The organism is Nocardia sp. CDC153, assembly GCF_035818515.1.
GTDB lineage: Bacteria > Actinomycetota > Actinomycetes > Mycobacteriales > Mycobacteriaceae > Nocardia.
Genome location: NZ_JAYKYU010000001.1, coordinates 1,269,991 through 1,286,390, shown reverse-complemented (window position 1 = coordinate 1,286,390; position 16,400 = coordinate 1,269,991). Strand labels below are relative to the sequence as shown.

The window sequence follows — 16,400 nt, the reverse complement described above, 5'->3', positions numbered from 1 at the left end:
CTACGGACGCGCCGACCTCGGCGAATCTGCCAACCATCACCTCTCGACCATGACAGTTGTCATGCCGGTTCCGGCCGCGCCGCCCCGATCGGAACCGCCACCGTCGCAGCCGATTCCAGCCGGTGTCCCTTGGTCTCCGGGGCACCCCAGAGACAGATCAGGAACCCGACCGCGGTCAACCCCGCCGCGAACAGGAACGTCGGCCCCATCCCGAGATGGTCCAGCGACCAGGGCAGCAGATAGGTCCCGAGCGCCGCGCCCACGCGGCTGATGGAGGTGGCGAATCCGACCGCGGTGGCTCGAATATGCGTGGGGAACAACTCGTTCGGATACGTCCAGTCCAGAACATTCGGACCGCCGCAGAAGAACGCATAGAGGCACAACATGAGGAACGCCAGGACGGCGGGCATGGCGGGCCAGACGCCGATGAACAACACCGGAACGATCATCAGCCCGAAACACCAGACGATGGTCGGCCGTCGCCCGACGGTATCGATCAACCGCATGGCGGGCAGGCAGCCGATGAGGAACACCAGGCTGATCAGCGCGGTGCCGAGGGTGTCCATCCAGGTCCCCGCGGGCATGCCGAACGCCGCGAGAATCTGCGGCCCGAAGGTCAGCATGGCGAACAGCACCGCCACCTGGCACAGGAAGAACCCGCTACAGAAGATGGTCCGCTTGCGATAGGTCGGCTTGAACAGCTCCCGCAACGACCCGTGCTTGGCCGGATGCGCCTCGTCCCCCGCCTCCACCAGCGTTGCCGGATCCACTTTCACGTGCAGATACTTCTCGATCATCCCGGCGGCCTTGTCGGCCTTCCCGTGCTGCGCAAGCCACCGAGGCGACTCCGGCGCGGTGCTCTGCCGAATGATCAGAAAGAACGCACACAACACGGCACCGCTGGCCAACTGCCACCGCCAGCTCCCGTTGCCGAAGAACGTCAACATCAGATACCCCACCACATACGCGAGCACCGACCCCGCGTACCAGGCAACAATCTGGAATCCGAGCAGTTTTCCACGCTGTTTGAGTGGCAACCACTCGCCGAGCAACGATGTGGCGATCGGATAGTCGGCGGAGACCGCCATGCCCAAAATGAACCGCAAAACCACAATGAGCCAAATGGATTCGGCCCAGAAGGAGGCGATCGAACAGGCCCCCATCACCACAAGATCCGCGGTGTACATGACCTCCCGCCCGATCTTGTCCGTCAGCACCCCGAACAAGGCCCCACCCACGAACATCCCAACCAGCGCCGCAGCCCCGATCAACTGCGTATCCCCCGTACTCAAATCAAGTTCGGCCGTCATCCCAATGAGCGCGGTCCCAACAATGCTCAAGATGTACCCGTCCAACAGTGGCCCACCCGAACAAGCAACCGCCAACCGCTTATGAAACGAAGTGAACGGCGCATCATCGATAACCGAACTCACGCAGCCTCCTCGCACCCCGGAAACCCAGAAGCAATCAAGCAGCAATCAGCCCAAACCTACCCGCATCCAAACGCCCCCACCCCCTGACACGCCGCCCCCAACAGCAGGCAACCACGCAATCAAATTTCTCGTTTTGTCTTTCGGCTTTTGTCTTTAAAGGTGATCCGTGCAGTCCGTGGGCCCCCGCGTTACACGGCCTCGAGCATCCGAATCACATGTTGCGCCGAGCCCGCATCCGAGCCCACTGCTCCCGCCGCTGAGCCGGTGTCGCATAGACATGCAAAATCTCGGTCATCGCATTGACCGCATTCCCCGGATCCCACACCGACCCATGAGGTTCCGCATCGGGCACCCCGCCCGCAGTAACCGGCGGCACAACAGCCGTCGGAAACAAGAACTTCACACCCCCAGGCGTCGTACTAACCGATCCCCCACTGGGCGTGCGCCGTTCAACCCGCCGATCCGGGTGATGAACAACCTCCCAGTTATTGACCCCGTTGTCCGCATGAGTCTTGAGCCGATGATGCCGCCGACACCGAGCACCAAGATTCTCCTCGGTAGTGCGCCCACTCTCTCGAGGATTGTCATGATCGAACCGATCCTGATGATCCAGGTCGCAAGCCGCCGCCGAAACACCAACCTGCACCAGAGCTTTCCGAGCAACAGGCGCGGTCTCACCGAGCTCGGCACGCGGGCAGTCCGCCAGCCCACACTGACAGACGAGCCGCCCAGCGCCATCGGCCAGCGCGACCAGCGCATCAGCCCGACGCTGCGCGGTGGTCCGCGGGTCATGACGGCAAACCTGCCCAGAAGCCATCTCCCGCAACCGCTCATACAGCGTCTGCCCACCGGCCGCAGGCAACACCGCATCCATCACCGCCGTGCCATCATCCGCAGCAGCGATGTTCACATACCGATCCGCCTCGGCCGCCTTCCGTCGCCGCGCCTGCCCCTCCGGATCCCGCTCCAGCAGCCACCGCCGTGAAGTCCGCCGAACCCGTTGCGGGTCAGCGTTTTCCGCATAGGCCGCCACCTTGGGCTCCAACTCCGCAAGCAGCTCTTCCGGCACATTGGTCAACGTCTGACTGATGGCCCGAGCGCGAGCAAGGTCGATCCGCCCAGCCGCGAACGCCTCCCGGGTAGCCGGATACCGATTCTCCAGCCCCAGCCCGAGATCGATCAGCCCATCCGCCACCCGCTGCGAAACCTTCAACGCGATCCCGATCTCGGTAGCCGCATCCTCCCCCGCATGCAACAACCCAACCCCCAACTCCAACTGCTGCTCCCGCCGCCGCCGATACAGCAGGGTCATCAACGCAACCTCTTCGGCCTCCAGCGCAGCAATCTGCGAGTGCACCGCACGAAGCCGCTCCACCACCTCGGTGGAGAAGTACTCCTCAACAGCGATCTCACCCATACCACCGATCATACTTTCGAACCAATCGACACAACACCTAGATCGAATCAACACGCCGCGTAAATCTATGGCTACCAACATGTTTGATGACTATCAACATCGCAAAGACTATTTGCAAACGCCCTTTGCGATGTCTAGTCTTGGGAGATGGTCGATCAGCCCTCTCCTGAACGGATTTCCGATATCGCCGCGTTGCGGCTGCTCGCACACCCGCTGCGGAGGCGGATCGAGGAGGAATTGCGCGGCGGTCCCGTCAATGCGACGAGCTTGGCCGCCGCGCTCGGGGAGAGCAGCGGGCTGACCAGCTATCACCTGCGCCAGATGGCGAAATACGGGTTCGTCGAAGAGGTTCCGGAGCTTTCGAACGGCAAGGAGCGGTGGTGGCGGGCGGTACCCGGGGATCGGCGGTATCCGCGCTACAGCGAGATGAGCGACGAGGCGCGGGAAGTCGGGGCGGATATCGCACGGCAGCATGTCGGCGAGGTGGTCGAGCTGTACGAGAAGTTCGAACGGCGGGCCGGGGAGCTGGGCAAGAAGGCCGATACCTTCGCGTATTCGCGGGCGACCATTCGGGTTGACGCGCAACGGTTTCAGGAATTTTTCGAGGAGTACATCCAACTGGTCAAGCGCTACGGGGCGGACACCGAGGCGAGCGGCGACGAGCACGGCGTGCTGCTGAGGCTGTTCAGCTTTCCCGAAGGCTGAAACAACAACGGAGACAACCGAACATGCGAATCTCACCGACGGCACGGGCCGGGCGGGTTCTCCTCCCCTGCGCGTTTGTGGCCGTTTTCCTCGCCCTCTTCATTCCATACGCCCCCTACGCCGCCGCCACACCCGATCCCGCAGGCCAAGAGGCCAGCTTCGTCGGCGGCGCGGGACTCACCCTGCATGGCACCGTAATTCGACCGGCCACAACAACTTCGGATACCCCCGGAATCGTCCTGGTAGGCGGCTCCGGTCCGGGACCACGCGAGGAATATCGTCGCGAGGCGGAAGCGTTTGCCGCAGCGGGCATCACAGTCCTCATCTACGACAAGCGGACCGATGGATACTCCCTGACCCACAGAGACCTCGGCTTGCTGGCCGACGATGCGCTTGCCGCAGTGCGCTATCTCCGCGACCAGCCCGGCGTGCGCCGAGACATGGTGGGCCTGTGGGGTTTCAGCGAAGGCGGCTGGGTAGCCCCGCTAGCCGCCTCGCGATCCGACGACATCGCCTTCCTGATCACCCTCGGCGCATCCGGCTACCCTCCCCTGCGCACCCAGACCTGGTATCTGGCCAATCTGCTCCGGCAGCACGGTGACCACAGCGCGCTCATCGACGGCATATCCGGTCCCGCCGCCCGAATCATGGCCGCCACCGGCCTGTTCCCCGCCGCGGATTTCGACCCCGTGCCGGTGCTCCACCGTGTGCACGTCCCCGTCCTGGCCCTGTGGGGTGACCACGACGTCCAGGACCCGCCCGCCGAAAACGCCGCGATCCTCCGCCGGGCACTCGAAGCGGATCCCAGCGTCACCATCCGATTCCTCACCAATGGTTCGCACAACGGCCGCGCCACCACCACCGGTTTCGACCGAATCGGCCCCACCTACGCACGCCCCGTCCCATCCGGCGACTTCGCCCCCGGCTACCTCGACACCATGACCGACTGGCTGCACCGAGTAGCAGCCGGAAATCCCCCGGAATCCTCCGCCGCACCGTCCCCGACCCAGCAGGCCGAGTCCCGCGATCCCGGCCACGACCTGTGGACCTCCCCTGGTATCCAGGGAGCGGTAGTCGTCCTGCTAATCCTGGCGTTCCTCGCCTACCTACCAATCTCGTTGACCAGCAAAGGAATCCGTGGCGCACGCACGCTAGCCCTCGCCGGTCCGATCTCCCTGCTCGGCACAGTCGCCTACATCGTGTGGATCTACGCCACCGGAGCCAAGTCGCTCGGTCCAGCAGTCGTCGGCCGCCCCGTCCCATGGCTGATCCTGCAACTGCTCGCCCTCGCCACCGTCGCCGCCCTCGCCGTCACCCTCATCACCACCATCCGTACCCGAGCCACCACCCATCGACTCGGACTGGCCCTCCTGATCCCCGCCGGGTTCGTATGGTTGGCATGGGCCCTCACGTGGGGTCTGCTCGCCCGATGAGTTCCCGGGTCTCGGGCCGTCTCCATTCCCGGGGACGCACAAAAACCGATCCGAGGAGTCCACATGTCCTACACCACACGACCGGGCGATCCGGTCTGGACCGACCTGTTCACCACCGACACCGACGGCGCCATCGCCTTCTACGGCGAGTTGTTCGGCTGGACGGCCGAAGTCGCCCCCGAACACGGCGACTACATCACCTTCCGCAAGGACGGCAAGGCGGTGGCGGGCGGCATGCGCAATGACGGCAGCGGCGGCCCCAGCCAGTGGATGGTCTACCTGGCCACCCCCGATGCCGAGAAGACGGCCGAGGCGGTGACCGCGTCCGGCGGCATGGTCGTGGTGCCCCCGATGGCCGTCGGCGACCTCGGCAAGTTCGCCGTCTTCGGCGACAACGGCGGCGTCGGCGTGGGCACCTGGGAGTCCGGCACCATGACCGGTTTCGAGCTGCGCGGCACCGTCGGCGACGGCCACTGGGACGGCCACGTCGGCGCGCCCTCCTGGTTCGAACTGCACACCCGTGCCTACGACGACGCGCTGAAGTTCTACCGCGAGGTGTTCGGCTGGCAGGACCCCTTCACCATTGGCGACTCCCCCGAGTTCCGTTACACCACAATCCATTCCACCACCCCCATGCTCGGCGGCGTGATGGACGCGACCACCTTCCTGCCGCCCGGCGTGCCCGGCTACTGGACCGTCTACTTCGGCGTCGAGGACGTCGACGCGAGCGTGCGCAAGGTGGCCGAACTCGGCGGCACCATCCTGCGCCCCGCCGAGGACACCCCCTATGGCCGCCTGGCCGCCGTCACCGATCCGACCGGCGTGCAATTCAGCCTGGGTGGCAACAAGTCCGCATGACCTACCCTCGAACAGGACGAACGGCCCGGTCTCCACAGCGACCGGGCCGTTCGAATACTCCCGCGGCGACGTGCTGGCACCCCAGCTGCGCCTCGCACGCCGCCTCGGGAATCCTCACCCGCGCATGCCGGTGGCCAATGTCTGTTGCCGCCCCAACCCGGCAACCTCCGCGACGACCACATCCCCGTCGCGCAGATAGGGTTTCGGCTCCGGTCGGCTGACCGCGACGCCCGCCGGGGTCCCGGTCAACACCAGGTCGCCGGGTTCCAGGGTCATCAACGAGCTGAGGTACACCAGCAGCTCGCCGACGCCCGCGACCATGTTCCCGGTCGTACCCTCCTGCCGCCGTTCGCCGTTCACCCACAGCTGCAGGCTCAGCGACTGCGGTTCGGCGACCTCGTCCGGGGTCACCAGCCAGGGCCCGATGGGCGTGAAGGTGTCATACGACTTGCCCTTCACCCAGGTCGGTTCGCCCGCAATGCCATTGCGCTCGGTGACGTCGTTCGCGGTGACGTACCCGCCGACCGCCCCCAGCGCGGTGGCGGGATCCGGGCAGTCGCGCAAGTGCTGCCCGATCACCACGCCCAGCTCCACCTCGTGATCGGTGGCCTGGCTGCCGCGCGGGATTTCGATGGCGTCGTAGGGCCCGCTGACCGTGGTGCCCGGCTTGAGGAACACCACCGGCCGTTCGGGAATGGCCGCGCCGATGGCCGCGGCGTGGTCGGTGTAGTTGAGTCCGACACCGATCACCTTGCCGGGCCGCGCGATCGGGGCTCCGATGCGCTGCGCGGCGTCCACCTCGGGCAGACCGCCATTGGCGAGAGCACGCTGGACGGTGGCCAGCGTGGATCGATCACCCAGGAGCTGACCGTCGATATCGGCCACGAACGCCGACAGATCCCGGATCACGCCCGAATCATCGATGGCCGCAGGCTTTTCCGAGCCCTTGGCACCCACTCGCAACAGTTTCACGAATCGCCTCCTGTTTGGTCGGCCACCGCCGCCGCCACGCCCGGACCACCGGCCAGATGCTCATAGGCGATCCGAACGCCCAACTGCTGCAACAGCATCGCACCGGCGCTCAAGCACCGCTGCTCATCCGGCTCGATCTCGATGAGCGAGTACGCCGCCGCGAATCCGGTGTCGCGCAAGCGATCCTGCGGCAGGGTGTTGCGGCCGCAGACCGCGACCACCGGCACGCCCGCAGCGCGTGCGGCGGCCGCGACCCCGGCCGGTGCCTTACCGTGCAGGGTCTGCTCGTCGAGCTTGCCCTCACCGGTGATCACCAGGTCGGCACCGGCCAGCCGCGCCTCGAAACCGACCAGCTCCAGCATCAATTCGATGCCCGGCCGCAGCGTCGCGCCCAACACCGCGAGCGCGGCGAATCCGACGCCCCCCGCGGCGCCGGAGCCCGGAGTGTCACGCCGATCCGACCCGATCTCCGCGGCCAGCCGCTGCGCCCACTGCCCGAGCGCGGCGTCCAGCTCGGCCACCTGGGCCGGATCGGCGCCCTTCTGCGGTCCGTAGACCGCAGCGGCTCCGGTGGGACCGGTGAGCGGATTGTCGACATCGCAGGCCACGATGACCTCGACGCCGTCCATCAGCTCCCGCAGCGCCGTCAGGTCGATGGAGGCCACCCGGGTGAGAGCCGCCCCGCCGTCGCCGATGGGCTGACCATCGGCGTCCAGCAGACGGGCACCGAGCGCCTCCAACATGCCCGCGCCGCCGTCGGTTCCGGCGCTGCCGCCGATGCCGAGCACGATGCGGCGGCATCCCGCCGCGACCGCGGCCGCGATCACCTCGCCGGTGCCCCGGCTGGTGGCGGTCATCGGTCGCAGCAGGCCGTCCGGCAGCCGCACCAGGCCCGACACGTCCGCCATCTCGATGACCGCGAGGTCGTTGGAGCGGGCATAGGCGGTCAGCACCGGTTCCCCGGTCGGTCCCGACGCGGTCAAGGGAACCGCGTCGAAACCTGCCGCGAGAGCGGCGGCGACGGTCCCGTCACCGCCGTCGGCCACGGGCACGACCGACACCTCGGCATCGGGTCGCGCCCGCCGGATTCCGGCTCGCACGGCAGCTCCGACCTGCACCGCGGTCAGCGAGCCCTTGAATTTGTCGGAGGCGATCAGCACACGAGCCATGACGGAATCCCTCTAGTCCAGCGGAACGGTTGCGGTGGGGGCGTCGGCGAACGCGGAGGCCAGCTCCTCGAACTCCGTGATCGCGTCGATCCCGGCCGCACCCATGGAGACGTTGGTGACGCGCTCGAGGATGCACTCGACCACGACCGGCACCTTGTACTCGGCCATCAGCGACTTGGCCTTCTCGAAGGCCGGACCGATGTCCTCCGGGTTGAAGACGCGAATCGCCTTGCAGCCCAGGCCTTCCGCGACCTTGACGTGGTCCACGCCGTAGCCGTTGACCTCGGGCGAGTTGATGTTCTCGAAGTCCAGCTGGACGTAGTAGTCCATGTCGAACGCCCGCTGCGCCTGACGGATCAGGCCCAGGTACGAGTTGTTCACCAGCACATGGATGTACGGAATGTTGAACTGCGCGCCGACGGCCAATTCCTCGATCAGGAACTGGAAGTCGTAGTCACCGGACAGCGCCACGACCGGCTCGTCCTTGACCGCGGTGGCCACACCCAGCGCGGCGGGCAGGGTCCAGCCCAGCGGACCGGCCTGACCGGCGTTGATCCAGTGCCGCGGCTTGTACACGTGCAGCATCTGCGAGGCCTGGATCTGCGACAGACCGATCGTGGTCACGTAGCGGGTTTCCGGGCCGAACGCCTTGTTCATCTCCTCGTACACACGCGCCGGCTTCAGCGGCACGTTGTCGAAGTGCGTCTTGCGCTGACCGGTGGCGCGCTTGGAGCGCACCTCCTTGACCCACTGGCTGTGGTCGGTCAAACCGCCCACCTTGTCCAGGGATTCGGCGACCGCGATGAACTGCTCCAGCGCCGCACCGGCATCGGAGACGACGCCGTAGTCGGGCGCGAACACGCGACCGATCTGGGTCGGCTCGATGTCGACGTGAACGAACTTGCGGTCCTTGGTGTAGACGTCCAGCGCGCCGGTGTGGCGGTTGGCCCACCGGTTGCCGATGCCCAGCACGAAGTCCGCGGCCAGCAGCGACTCGTTGCCGTAGATGTGGGAGGTCTGCAGACCCACCATGCCCGCGTGCAGCTCGTGGTCGTCGGCGATGGTGCCCCAACCCATCAGGGTCGGGACGACCGGGACGCCGGTCAGCTCGGCGAACTTCACCAGCAGCTCGGACGCGTCGGCGTTGATGATGCCGCCGCCGGCGATGATCAGCGGGCGCTTGGCCTCGTTCAGCATCTGCAGCACCTTGGCGGCCTGCGCCGGGGTCGCGGCCGGGCGGGTGACCGGCAGCGGCTCGTAGGTGTCGATGTCGAACTCGATCTCGGCCAGCTGCACGTCGATCGGCAGGTCGATCAGCACCGGGCCCGGACGGCCTTCGCGCATGAGCCAGAACGCCTTCTGGAAGGCGCCCGGCACCTGGGCGGGCTCGAGCACGGTGGTCGCCCACTTGGCCAGCGGCTTCGCGATGGACGCGATGTCGACGGCCTGGAAGTCCTCCTTGTGCAGCTTGGCCACGGGCGCCTGGCCCGTGATGCACAGGATCGGAATGGAATCCGCAGAGGCGGAGTACAGACCGGTCACCATGTCGGTGCCCGCGGGGCCCGAGGTGCCGATGCAGACACCGATGTTCCCGGCCTGGGCACGGGTGTAGCCCTCGGCCATGTGCGAAGCGGCCTCGACGTGGCGGGCCAGCACGTGCTTGATGCCACCGTGCTTCTTCATGGCGGAGTAGAACGGGTTGATCGCGGCGCCGGGCAGGCCGAAAGCCTGTGTGGCCCCTTCCTTTTCCAGGATCAGGACCGCCGCGTCGACGGTACGCATGCGTGCCATGTTGGTCAGTTCTCCTTGTCCAGCTTGCCGCTCAGGCGCTCGACGCCGCGCAGCAGTGCAGAGTGGTCCAGGTGGCCGTCGCCGTTGGCGCGGGCCGAGGCGACCAGCTGCGCGATGAGCGAACCGGCCGGGGTCACCAGACCCGCCTCACGAGCGGCGGTGGTGAAGATGCCCATGTCCTTGTGGTGCAGGTCGATCCGGAAGCCCGGGGCGAATTCGCGGTTGGCCATCTTGTCGCGCTTCTGGTTCAGCACGGCCGAACCGGCGAGGCCGCCGCCGAGCACGTCGAGGGCAGGGCCCAGCTCGACGCCGTAGGCCTCGAGGAAGACCACGGCCTCGGCCACGGCCTGGATGTTGGTGGCCACGATGAGCTGGTTGGCGGCCTTCACGGTCTGGCCCGCGCCATTGGTGCCCACGTGCACGATGGTCTTGCCGACGGTGTCGAGAACCGGCTTGGCGACGGCGAAGTCCTCGGCCGAACCGCCGACCATGATCGACAGGGTGGCGTTGATCGCGCCCGGCTCGCCGCCGGAGACCGGGGCGTCCAGCAGGCGGAAGCCACGCTCGGCGGCCTGCTTGGCCAGCTCCTGGGTGACATCCGGGCGGATGGAGGAGAAGTCGATGATCAGCGCGCCGGGCTCGGCGGTCTCGAAAACGCCCTTCTCACCGGCGAGTACGGCCTGCACGTGCGGGGAGTCCGGAACCATGACCGCGACGACGTCCGCGCCGCGCACGGCGTCGGCGATCGAGGTGACGGCACGGCCGCCGGCGTCGACCAGCTTCTGCGCGTTGGCGGGGTTGAGGTCGAAGCCCTTGACGGTGTGGCCGGCGTTCTGCAGGTGGACGGCCATCGGGCTGCCCATGATGCCGAGGCCGATGAAAGCAATGGTGCTCATGATCTGTTCCTAAGTCGTTGGGGGTGAAAGTCTTTGGGTTACTTGGCGGCGCGACGCTCGCGCGGGAGCCAGCCGAAGGAGTCGACGGTCGAGCCGGACGGCTTGTACTCCAGCGCCGCCCAGCCGCGGTAGCCGTTGGCCTCGAGGGCGGTCAGCTGCTCGTCGATCGGAAGTTCGCCGGTGCCAGGCTCATTGCGGCCCGGGTTGTCGGCGATCTGCACGTGCGCGATGCGGGCGGTGTGCTCGGCGATCACCTTGTCCACGTTGTCGCCGTTCACGGCGAGGTGGTAGAGGTCCGCGAGCAGACCGATGTTCGATACGCCCGAGTGCGCCTGGACCTTGTCGATGACGCCGAGGCAGTCGGCGGCGGTCAGCAGCGGGTAGCGGGGCGCGCCGGAGACCGGCTCGACCAGGATGGTGGCACCGATCCGGGCAGCGGCCACGGCGGCGGCGGAGAGGTTCTCCACGGCCAGCTCGTCCTGCTGCTCGGCGGTGGCGTCGTCCACCCGGTTGCCGTACAACGCGTTGAAAGCCTTGATGCCCAAGCGCTCTCCGATGCCGACGGTCACGTCGATGTTGTCCTTGAACTCCGCGGCGCGCGCCGGCCACGACACCAGACCGCGGTCGCCGCCCGGCATGTCACCGGCGAAGAAGTTCAGGCCGATCAGCTGCACGCCCGCGTTCTGCACGGAGGCGACGAAGGCGTCCACGTCCTTGTCGGACGGCACGGCCTCGGCGAAGGGCCACCAGAACTCGATGGCGTCGAAGCCCGCCTCCTTGGAAGCGGCGGCGCGCTCCAGGATCGGGAGCTCGGTGAACAGCAGCGAGCAGTTCACGGCGTAGTTGAGCGAGTGCGTCATGGAATCCCTCCAGTCGTTTCCGCAGAGCGTCTTTCGAGCTTCTGCCCTATTTTCCGCAATGCGGAAATGTTTTTCTGGGATATGAAAATGCTAATGCTCCCAAAACAATCCCGTCAAGGAGTCCCGGGAGCTACTAGCCAGTACTGTGCGAGTGCACGAGGTGCGCGATCAGTGGATGTTGTCGTCCAGACGATCGCCCAAATCGTCCTTCGCGTCGTCAGCCGCCGCGAACACCGAAGCGCCGGGCTTGTTTCCGCGCCGGATCTCGTTGAACGCCAGGTTCAACACGATCGCCGCGATGGCTGTCGCCGAGATGCCGGAGTGCATGACCACCCCGATGCCGGTCGGGAACTTGTCCCAGAACGTCGGTGCCGCAATGGGAATCACGCCCATACCGACCGCCACGGCCACCAGGACCATATTCAGGTTGTCGGTGAAGTCGACCCGCGCCAGCGTGCGAATGCCGCTCGCCGCAACGGAACCGAACAACACGATGCCCGCGCCGCCGAGGACGGGATACGGAATCCCGGCCACCACCGCGCCGACCACCGGGAACAGGCCCAGCAGGGCCAGCACGACACCACCCGTCGCGACCACGAATCGGCTCTTGATGCCGGTGAGCGCGACCAGCCCCACGTTCTGCGCGAACGCACTGCACGGGAAGCTGCCGAACACCGGAGCGACGCCCGAGGACAGCATGTCGGCCCGCAGACCGGCCGCCACCCGCTTGGAATCGGCTTCGGTACCGACGATTTCGCTGATGGCGAGCACGTCGGCGGTGGTCTCCACCATGATCACCAGGATCACGATGGTCATGGACACGATCGCGCCGACCTGGAAGGTCGGGCTGCCGAAGTGCATGATCGGCGGCAGCGCGAAGATGTCGGCCTTGCGGACCCCGGAGAAGTCCGTGTGGCCGGTCGCCGCCGCGATGATCGTGCCGATCACCAGGCCGATGAGGATCGACAGTCGCGAGATCGCGCCCTGGAACAGGCGACTGATCACCAGGATGATGACCAGGGTCAGTCCCGCGAAGCCGATATTGCCCATCGAGCCGTAGTCGGCGGCCTTGGCATTGTTGCCCATCGCCCATCGGAAAGCGGTGGGCAGCAACGAGAGTCCGATCACCGTGATGATCGTTCCCGTTACCACGGACGGGAAGAAGCGCACCAGCTTCGCGAAGAAGCTGGAGAGCACCAACCCGATCGCGCCCGCGATGATGATCGCGCCGAAGACCGGCCGCAGCCCGCCCTCACTGGCGATGGTCACCATCGTCGAGACGCTGACGAACGAAATACCCTGCACGATCGGCAATCTGGAGCCGATCGGGCCGATGCCCAGGGTTTGGAGCAGAGTCGCCAGACCCGAGACGAACAGGCCCGCTGTCACCAGCAGCGCCATGTCGGTCGTGCTCAGTCCGGCCGCGCCTCCCACGATGAGCGGCGGTGCGATCACACCGCCGTACATCGTCAGGATGTGCTGAGTTCCGTAGACCAGGGACTGCCAGAGCGAATAACGCTGATCCTCCGGGCGAGTCACGGTCACTTCCACGCGGCTATGGTCGTCGCCCATCGCCGCACCTCCTACAAACTCAGCGATCGACTCAGCAAAAACCGGGGATGGCGGTCCAGGCGTTGCCCGCGTCACGGGCGTCGTCACGCTCGACGGTGGCCTCGATGAGGCCGTAGGGACGATCCGCGGCGATGAAGACCTCGCCCGGGTTCTCGACGTTGAAGGGGCTCAGGTCGACCAGGAAGTGGTGCTTGTTCGGGGCCGAGAACTTGATCTCCGCGACCTCGGTGAACTGCTCGAGCACGGCTCGGCCCATCGAGTAGAGGGTCTGCTGCAGCGCGTAGGAGTGCACCACCGCGAACTGGCGCAGCAGCACCTTCAGGATGGCGTCGTAGGTCTTGTCCCAGTCGACATCGGTGTGGTTGTAGCGCCACTTGGCCACCAGCGAGGTCGCCATGATGCGGTCGTTGGTCGGCTGCAGGGTGGTGTACTTGTCCTTGAAGAAGCCGTGGAACTCCGAGCCGGTGCTCTTGAGGAGTACGAGATCCTTCACGCCGGAGACCACGTGCGCGACGCGGTCCGGGCCGACGCCGTCGACGTTCACGACGGTGGTGCGCACACCCTGGCCCGACTTCACGAACGAGTGGTCGTGCGGCTGGCCGTCGACCTCGATGCGATCCCAGGAGTACTCCTCGACCTCGATGCGCGCACCGGTGGCGGTGGGGGCACGGGAGATGAAGTGATCGGCCAGGGTCAGGCCGTACTCCTCGATGGAGTGGATGCCCTTCTCCTTGGCGAAGGCGAAGGCGGTGTTCTTCTGGGTGTCGGTGGGCAGCACGTCGGCCTGGTCACCGGTGATGTGGGCGTCGGAGAACTCACCGCGCAGCGAGGTCGAGACGTTCAGGTCGCGGATCTGGTGGCGCGGGGTGTCGCGGTAGACGCGAACGACGCGGTTCTCGGCCTTGCCGTACTGGTTCTGTCCCAGCTTGATTGCCATGTGAGTTCAGCTTCCTCGGTAGGTGGAATAGGCGAAGGGGCTCATGAGCAGGGGCACGTGGTAGTGCTCGCCCGCTTCCCCGGCGACCTTGAAGGTGATCGAGACCGACGGGTAGAAATAGGTCTGATTCGTTGCGGCGGCATAGCTTTCGATGTCGAAGGTGAGGCGGTAGTTCCCGGCCTCGAGACCCTCGGGGCCCAGATCCTTGATCCGGCCGTCGTCATCGGTCTTGCCCTGGGCCACGTCCCGGGCGACCGGGGTGACCTGTTCCAGCCGCACCTCGACACCGGCGGCGGGCTTGCCCAGCGCGGAGTCGAGGATGTGCGTCGTAATGGTGCTCACGCGTCGAATACCTTTCGCAGGCGGAGAACGGCGATCTTGCGGAGTTCCTCGGCGACCACGGCCGCCTCGGTCTCGTCATCGTTGGTGAGGCGTTCGTTCAAGTTCGCCAGGATCTGCTCGGCCGACAGGCCGGTCGCGCAGATCAGGAAGACCCTGCCGAAGCGCTTCTCGTAGGCGAGGTTGCCTTCGAGCAGCTGCGCGGCCACGGATTCGTCCTGGCTCACGCCGGACTGTTCCTGACGCGACCACGCGGAGTGGGTGTCGCTGCCCTGGACCCGATCGCCGATGCGGGGGTGTGCTGAGAGTGCGCGGTCCACCTCGGGGGCCGGGAGACCGCGGGCCAGTTCGTCGGCCCGGTTCAGCACGCCGTCGACATCGGCGTAGGGCCGGGCCGCCAGCACGCCGTCCGCCCAGCTCGGGGCGTCACAGCAGGTCAGCAGGACCGGCAAGAGTTCTTCACTCGCTGTCGAATTGAATTCGACCAACGTCACCATTGGCGCTACCTCTCTCGGATAACGGAAGGGTGATTCCGCTAGAGGAGAGCGTGGCACGGGCCACACGACTTCGTCAACATTTTGTTGAAAATATACCGAAACTGCTGGTCAACGCACTCAACAAGCGGGTTTTTCAACAGCCGCGGGGGTTGCCGCCAGAACGTTGGCCGGACGGTTGCGGAAGAGCTGCTCGAGCACCAGGGCCGTGACGCAGCCCGCGCTGATACCGGAGGCCAGGATGATCGAGAACGGGCCGGGCAGGCCCTGATAGAAGGACGGGGCCACGGTCGGGGTCATGCCGATGAAGAGCGAGACGCCGACGATCAGCGAGTTGATGGGGTCGGCCAGATCTGCCTTGGCGAGGGTGCGGATGCCGCTGGCGGCGACCGTGCCGAAGAGGACCAGACCGGTGCCGCCCAGGGCCGGTTTGGGGACCAGTTCGACTACCGCGCTGGCCACGGGGAACAGGCCGAGTAGGACCAGGAGCGCGCCGCTGACGGCCACGACGTAGCGGCTGTACATCCGGGTGAGAGCGACCAGGCCGACGTTCTGAGCGAAAGCGCCACAGGCGAATCCGCCCATGACCGAGGCCAGCATGGTGCCGACGCCCGCGGCGCGTAGGCCACCCGCGATGTGGTGTTCCTCGGCGGGGCGCTCGACGATCTCGCCGAGGGCGATCATGGTGGCGGTGGATTCGGTCATGACCACGAGCATCACGATGCAGAGCGAGACGATCGCGCCGATTTGGAACTCGGGTGCGCCGAAATGCATTGGCGGGATGAATCCGACCAGTGCGGCATTGCGCACGGGACCCGTATCCAGCAGTCCCAGTGGCCATCCCAGCAGTGACCCCGCGACCAGCCCGATCAGCAAGGCGAGCTGCCGCCCGAAGCCTTTGAGGAACCGGTGACACAGCAGCACGACCACGAGCGCGAAACCCGCGTCGGCCAGGTTCTTCAGCGGTACGTGCGCCTCGCCCATCGCACCCTCGCCCGCGCCGCTGATCCAGCCCAGCGCGACCGGGAGCAGGGACAGGCCGATGAGCGAAATGACCGTGCCGCCGACGATCGGCGGGAAGAACCGGTGCAGCCGTGAGAAATACGGGGCCGCGAAGACCGCCATGGCACCGGCCACCAGCGTGGCGCCGAAGATGACCGGCAGCGCCCGACCCGGGGCGGCGTCCTTGGCAATGGCCAGGATCGGGCCGACCGCGGCGAAGGAGCCGCCATTGATCAACGGCAGGCGCGCGCCGAATTTCCACCAGCCCAGCGCCTGCAGCAGGGTCGCCAGACCGGCGGTGAACAGGCTCGCGGTAATCAGCATGACCGTCTCGCCGGTGCTCAAACCCACTGCGGCGCCGACGATCAGCGGCGGGGCGACGACGCCGGCGACCATGGCCGCGATGTGCTGCAGGCCACCCGCGAAGAGCTGGAGCGGCGGTGGAACGACGTCGACGGGATGTCGGCCGGGCGTGGATTCTGCTGCCTCGGGGCTCGTCTCCATTGGCGTACCTCTCTCGAA

15 protein-coding genes are annotated in these 16,400 nt (G+C 66.5%); 3 read left to right on the top strand and 12 right to left on the bottom strand.

From position 1 onward, the window contains the following. Positions 1-59: 59 nt before the first annotated feature. Positions 60-1,433: an MFS transporter gene (locus VMT65_RS05845; RefSeq protein ID WP_326306869.1), complete on the bottom strand. Its 1,374-nt coding sequence runs from the start codon at positions 1,431-1,433 to the stop codon at positions 60-62. Between the two features lie 211 nt (positions 1,434-1,644). Continuing rightward, positions 1,645-2,850 carry a DUF222 domain-containing protein gene (locus VMT65_RS05840; protein WP_326306868.1) on the bottom strand — a complete coding sequence of 402 codons (1,206 nt, stop codon included), beginning with the start codon at positions 2,848-2,850 and terminating at the stop codon, positions 1,645-1,647. A 147-nt stretch (positions 2,851-2,997) separates the two neighbouring features. On the opposite strand from VMT65_RS05840, the gene VMT65_RS05835 reads away from it, so the two are divergent. From VMT65_RS05835 to VMT65_RS05825, 3 genes are all read left to right on the top strand, one after another. Then, positions 2,998-3,555 carry an ArsR/SmtB family transcription factor gene (locus VMT65_RS05835; protein ID WP_326306867.1) on the top strand — a complete coding sequence of 186 codons (558 nt, stop codon included), beginning with the start codon at positions 2,998-3,000 and terminating at the stop codon, positions 3,553-3,555. A gap of 23 nt (positions 3,556-3,578) precedes the next feature. Further along, positions 3,579-4,988 carry an alpha/beta hydrolase family protein gene (locus tag VMT65_RS05830; RefSeq protein ID WP_326306866.1) on the top strand — a complete coding sequence of 470 codons (1,410 nt, stop codon included), beginning with the start codon at positions 3,579-3,581 and terminating at the stop codon, positions 4,986-4,988. A 63-nt stretch (positions 4,989-5,051) separates the two neighbouring features. Continuing rightward, positions 5,052-5,846 (top strand): VOC family protein, encoded by a 795-nt coding sequence (locus VMT65_RS05825; protein ID WP_326306865.1) that lies wholly within the window; start codon positions 5,052-5,054, stop codon positions 5,844-5,846. Positions 5,847-5,960: 114 nt separating this feature from the next. Here the strand turns inward: VMT65_RS05825 and VMT65_RS05820 are convergent, their stop codons facing one another. From VMT65_RS05820 to VMT65_RS05775, 10 genes are all read right to left on the bottom strand, one after another. Then, complete coding sequence (locus VMT65_RS05820) at positions 5,961-6,818, bottom strand: fumarylacetoacetate hydrolase family protein (protein WP_326306864.1); 858 nt, start codon at positions 6,816-6,818, stop codon at positions 5,961-5,963. Then, a complete protein-coding gene (locus VMT65_RS05815; protein ID WP_326306863.1) occupies positions 6,815-7,987 on the bottom strand; it encodes a glycerate kinase in 1,173 nt (390 codons plus the stop codon). Before VMT65_RS05815 ends, VMT65_RS05820 begins: the two co-directional genes overlap by 4 nt. A 12-nt stretch (positions 7,988-7,999) precedes the next feature. Next, on the bottom strand, positions 8,000-9,778 hold the full coding sequence (gene gcl / locus VMT65_RS05810; RefSeq protein WP_326306862.1) for a glyoxylate carboligase: 1,779 nt from the start codon (positions 9,776-9,778) through the stop codon (positions 8,000-8,002). Positions 9,779-9,783: 5 nt separating this feature from the next. Beyond that, a complete protein-coding gene (locus tag VMT65_RS05805) occupies positions 9,784-10,674 on the bottom strand; it encodes a 2-hydroxy-3-oxopropionate reductase (RefSeq protein ID WP_326306861.1) in 891 nt (296 codons plus the stop codon). 38 nt (positions 10,675-10,712) lie between these two features. Then, positions 10,713-11,534, bottom strand: a complete 822-nt coding sequence (locus VMT65_RS05800) for a hydroxypyruvate isomerase family protein (protein ID WP_326306860.1) — start codon at positions 11,532-11,534, stop codon at positions 10,713-10,715. Positions 11,535-11,702: 168 nt separating this feature from the next. Then, entirely contained in the window at positions 11,703-13,106 is a 1,404-nt protein-coding gene (locus VMT65_RS05795; RefSeq protein ID WP_326306859.1) for a nucleobase:cation symporter-2 family protein, read from the bottom strand. 31 nt (positions 13,107-13,137) lie between these two features. Beyond that, positions 13,138-14,043, bottom strand: a complete 906-nt coding sequence (gene pucL / locus VMT65_RS05790) for a factor-independent urate hydroxylase (RefSeq protein WP_326306858.1) — start codon at positions 14,041-14,043, stop codon at positions 13,138-13,140. Between the two features lie 6 nt (positions 14,044-14,049). After that, positions 14,050-14,394, bottom strand: coding sequence for a hydroxyisourate hydrolase (gene uraH, locus VMT65_RS05785; RefSeq protein WP_326307458.1), 345 nt, complete (start codon positions 14,392-14,394; stop codon positions 14,050-14,052). Beyond that, positions 14,382-14,879, bottom strand: a complete 498-nt coding sequence (uraD, locus tag VMT65_RS05780) for a 2-oxo-4-hydroxy-4-carboxy-5-ureidoimidazoline decarboxylase (protein WP_326306857.1) — start codon at positions 14,877-14,879, stop codon at positions 14,382-14,384. Before uraD ends, uraH begins: the two co-directional genes overlap by 13 nt. Before the next feature lie 117 nt (positions 14,880-14,996). Beyond that, complete coding sequence (locus VMT65_RS05775) at positions 14,997-16,382, bottom strand: nucleobase:cation symporter-2 family protein (RefSeq protein ID WP_326306856.1); 1,386 nt, start codon at positions 16,380-16,382, stop codon at positions 14,997-14,999. Positions 16,383-16,400: the final 18 nt, after the last annotated feature.